At 73.7% G+C, this 4,452-nt stretch carries 1 protein-coding gene; it reads left to right on the top strand.

Features of this window, described 5'->3' with window-relative positions; all coding sequences use genetic code 11:
* Positions 1–17: 17 nt before the first annotated feature.
* The coding region (locus tag G6W55_RS36895; RefSeq protein ID WP_254876587.1) for a type I polyketide synthase at positions 18–4,452 on the top strand (4,435 nt) is incomplete at its 3' end.

Here is a 4,452-nt window from a genome sequence, read left to right as displayed (position 1 = left end):
GCGCCCAGCGCGTCGACTTGCCCACCTACGCCTTCCAACGACGGCGCTACTGGCTGGAGGACGGCCCCGGCGCAGGCAGCGGCGACCTGCGGGCCGTAGGCCTTGAAGTGGCCGAACACCCCTTGCTCGGGGCGGCGTTGGAGGTGGCGGGGGAGAGCAGCCTGCTCTGGACCGCTCGCCTCTCGCAGCAGGCGCAGCCCTGGCTGACGTACTACCGTGCCGGTGAGGTCGCGGTGCTTCCGACGGCGGCCCTGGTCGATCTGCTGACCCACGTCGGTGAGCAGGTACAGACGCCGGTGATCAGGGAACTGACCGTGTCCGCGCCGATCGTCGTACCCGCCGCCGGAGGCACAGTCGTCCAGCTCGCCCTCGCGGCGCCGGACGCCGAGGGGCGCCGTTCGCTGCGCGTCCACGCGCGCGCCGACGGCACCGCCACCGGCCAGGACGGCTGGCGCGAGCACGCCGCCGGCGCGCTGGTCCCCTGGGACGACGCCACCGCGGCGCCGGAGGCCGACCTCGCCTCTTGGCCCCCGGAGGGCGCCGTCGAGGTGGCCGGGCCGGTGCCCGACGGTGTAGGCGTGGCCTGGGAGGCCCAGGGACGGCTGTACGCGGAGGTGCACCTTCCGCAGAGCGCGGAGGACGACGCGGACGCCGACCGGTACGGGGTCCACCCCACCGTGTTGGACACGGCTGTGCAACTCGCCTCGCACCTCGGCACCGTCAGCTCCGCCGGACGGTTCCTCGCCCACTCGGTCCGCGGGGTGCGCGCCCACGCGACCGGCGCCCGGTCCCTGCGCGTGTGCCTGACACCCGCAGGCACGGACACCGTGGAGATCAGGGCCGCGGACGACGACGGTGCGGCCGTACTGGCTGCCGAGGCGGTGACGCTGCGCCCGCTCACGGCCGACGAACTGCCCGTCTCCGCGGCCCCCGTCGGGCGGGACTCACTGTTCGAGGTGGAGTGGGTCCCGGCGTCGGGCCGCCCGTTGGACGCTCCGGTGGAGTGGAGTCCGTACGAGGCCGTGGCCGCTCTGCCGGACGGCCGGGCGCTGCCGCCGGTCGTCGTGTACGAGCCGGGCAGCGGTGATCCGCGGCGCCCGCTGCCCGAGCGGGTGCACGCCGTCACGCAGCGCCTGCTGGAGGTGGTCCAGGACTGGCTGGCCGACCCGCGCACGAGGGACTCCCGGCTCGTCGTGGTGACCCGGTCGGAGCCGGCCGGGACGGACACCGAGCTGGTGGCCGAGCCGGTGCGCGGACTCATGCGCTCCGCACAGTCGGAGAACCCAGGACGGTTCGCCCTGCTTGAAGTCGAGGCGACGGCGACGGGGGCAGGCATCCCGCCGATCGACACCGAGACGCTCCACGCCGGCCTCGCCGCCTCCGACGAGCCGTGGGTCGCGGTCCGCGACGGCCGCGCCTACGTCGCCCGCCTCAAGCCCGTCGAACTCACCGCCCCGGCATTCACCGGGGCCACGGGCCCCTCGCTCTGCGACGGCGTGGTCCTCGTCACCGGTGCGACCGGGGGCCTGGGCCGGCTGGTGGTCCGCCACCTCGCCGAAGCCCACGGCGTACGGGAACTGGTGCTGGTCTCCCGCTTCGGGAGCGACCCCCGCTGGACGGACTGGCTCGGTGAACTGGCCGCGCTGGGCCTGAGCGTGCGGATGGTGGCCGCCGACGCCGCCGACCGCGAGGCCATGACCGAGCTGGTGGGCTCGATCGGCGACCGGCTGACCGCGGTCGTGCACACGGCCGGCGTCGTCGCGGACGGCCTCCTGAGCACGCTCACCCCGGACGACCTGCACGCCGTACTGCGTCCGAAGGTCGACGCGGCCTGGCACCTGCACGAGCTGACCGCCGAACTGCCGCTGCGCGCCTTCGTGCTCTTCTCCTCGGCGGCGTCCCCCTTCGGCGGCGCCGGACAGGGCAACTACGTCGCCGCCAACGCGTTCCTCGACGGCCTGGCCGCCCATCGGCATGCCCGCGGCCTGCCCGCCGTCTCCCTCGCCTGGGGCCTGTGGGGGCCGGAACTCGGCGGCATGGGCGGTGACCTCGGCGAGGTCGATCTGGCCCGGATCGCCCGCGAGGGCATCCTGCCGCTCTCCGCCGAGCAGGGCCTCGCGCTGTTCGACGCGGCCCTGACCGCCGGACGGCCCACCCTCGTGCCGGTACGACTGGACCGCGCGGCCCTGCGCGCGAGCAGCCACCTCCCGGCCGTCCTGCGCGCGCTGGCGCCGCGCACCACCCGCCGCGCCGTCACCCGACAGCACGCGGCGACCGTCCAGGACGGCACCGCCCTGCCCCGGCGGCTGGCCAGCGTCGCCCCGGCCGACCGGCACAAGGCACTGCTGGACCTCGTGCGCGAGAGCGCCGCCCAGGTGCTCGGTCACGCCTCCGCCGACGTCATAGGCGCCGGGCGCCCCTTCAAGGAGACCGGCTTCGACTCACTGACCGGCGTGGAACTGCGCAACCGGCTCGCCGCCGAGACCGGTCTGGCCCTCCCGGCCACCCTGGTCTTCGACTACGCCACGCCCACCGCGCTCGCCCAGCACCTGCTGGACGAACTCCTCGGTACGGCGGACCAGGCCCCCGAGGCGGCCCTGGCTCCCGCCGCCCCCGCGGCCGACGACGACCCCATCGCCGTCGTCGGCATGGGCTGCCGCTTCCCCGGAGGCGTGGACTCCCCCGAGGGACTGTGGCGGATGCTGGCCTCCGGCGAGGACGCGATCGTGGAGTACCCGGCAGACCGCGGCTGGGACATCGACAGCCTCTACGACCCGGACCCCGACCGCATCGGCACGACCTACGTGCGTACCGGCTCCTTCCTGGAGGACGCCGCCGACTTCGACCCCGCCTTCTTCGGTATCGCCCCCCGCGAGGCCGTCGCCATGGATCCGCAGCAGCGGCTGCTGCTGGAGACGGCCTGGGAGGCCATTGAACGCGCCGGCATCGACCCCACCAGCCTGCGCGGCAGCAGGACCGGCGTCTTCGCGGGCACCAACGGCCAGGACTACAGCACGCTGATGCAACGTTCGCCCAAGGAGTCCGACGGCTACCTGGCCACGGGCATCGCGGCCAGCGTCGTCTCCGGGCGCATCTCCTACACCCTCGGCCTGGAGGGTCCCGCCCTGTCCGTGGACACCGCGTGCTCGTCCTCGCTGGTCGCGCTCCATCTGGCGGTGCAGGCGTTGCGGGCGGGCGAGTGCACGCTGGCCCTGGCCGGCGGGGTGAGCGTCATGACGAGCCCCGGCCTCCTGGTGGAGTTCAGCCGGCAGCGGGGGCTGTCCCCGGACGGCCGCTGCCGGTCCTTCTCCGACGGCGCGGACGGCACCGGCTGGGGCGAGGGCGCGGGCATGCTGGTCCTGGAGCGGCTGTCGGACGCGCGGCGCAACGGCCACCAGGTGCTGGCCGTCGTACGCGGCTCGGCGGTCAACCAGGACGGCGCCAGCAACGGCCTGACCGCCCCCAACGGCCCCTCCCAGCAGCGGGTGATCCGTGCTGCGCTGGCGAACGCCGGGCTGTCGGCCGGTGAGGTGGATGCGGTTGAGGCGCACGGTACGGGCACCACGCTCGGTGATCCGATTGAGGCGCAGGCGCTGATCGCGACGTACGGCCAGGAGCGGGAGTCGGATCGGCCGCTGTGGCTGGGGTCGTTGAAGTCGAATATCGGGCATGCGCAGGCGGCTGCGGGTGTGGCGGGTGTGATCAAGATGGTGGAGGCGATGCGGCATGGTGTGCTGCCGCGGACGCTGCACGTGGGCGAGCCGTCGTCCAAGGTGGACTGGTCGGCGGGGGCGGTGGAACTGCTGACGGAGGCGCGGGAGTGGCCGTCGGCTGACGACCGTCCGCGTCGCGCGGGTGTCTCCTCCTTCGGTGTGAGCGGTACGAACGCGCATGTGATTCTTGAGCATGCGCCGGAGGCTGAGCCGCCTGCGGTGGTGGAGCCGGTGGCGGTGCCGTGGATCCTGTCTGCGCGGAGTGCGGAGGCGTTGCGGGAGCAGGCGGCGAAGCTGCTTGCCCATCTCGGAGAGCAGCAGGAGTTCTCTCGGGTGAATGTGGGCTTCACGCTGGCGGGCCGGGCACGGTTCGAGCACCGGGCGGTTGTGGTCGGTCGTAGCCGGGATGAATTCCTGGCGGGACTGGGCGACTTGCATGCCGAGGCCGGTACTGGTGGCCGGGTGGTGTTCGTCTTCCCCGGTCAGGGTGCGCAGTGGATCGGCATGGGCGTGGAACTGATCGACTCCGCCCCGGTGTTCGCCGAGCGGTTCGCTGAATGCGCCGAGGCTCTTGCGGAGTTTGTGGACTGGGACGCCGAGGCGGTCCTGCGGGGCGCTTCATCGTTGGAACGCGCCGATGTGGTGCAGCCGCTGTCGTGGGCGGTGATGGTGTCCCTGGCCGCCCTGTGGCGTTCGTACGGCGTCGAACCCGCCGCTGTGGTGGGTCACTCGCAGGGTG

It is taken from the genome of Streptomyces sp. CAI-85, assembly GCF_013363615.1.
GTDB classification, from domain to species: Bacteria; Actinomycetota; Actinomycetes; order Streptomycetales; family Streptomycetaceae; genus Streptomyces; species Streptomyces antibioticus_B.
The sequence above is the reverse complement of the archived record's forward strand: the minus strand, read 5'-3'. Positions and strand labels throughout refer to the sequence as shown.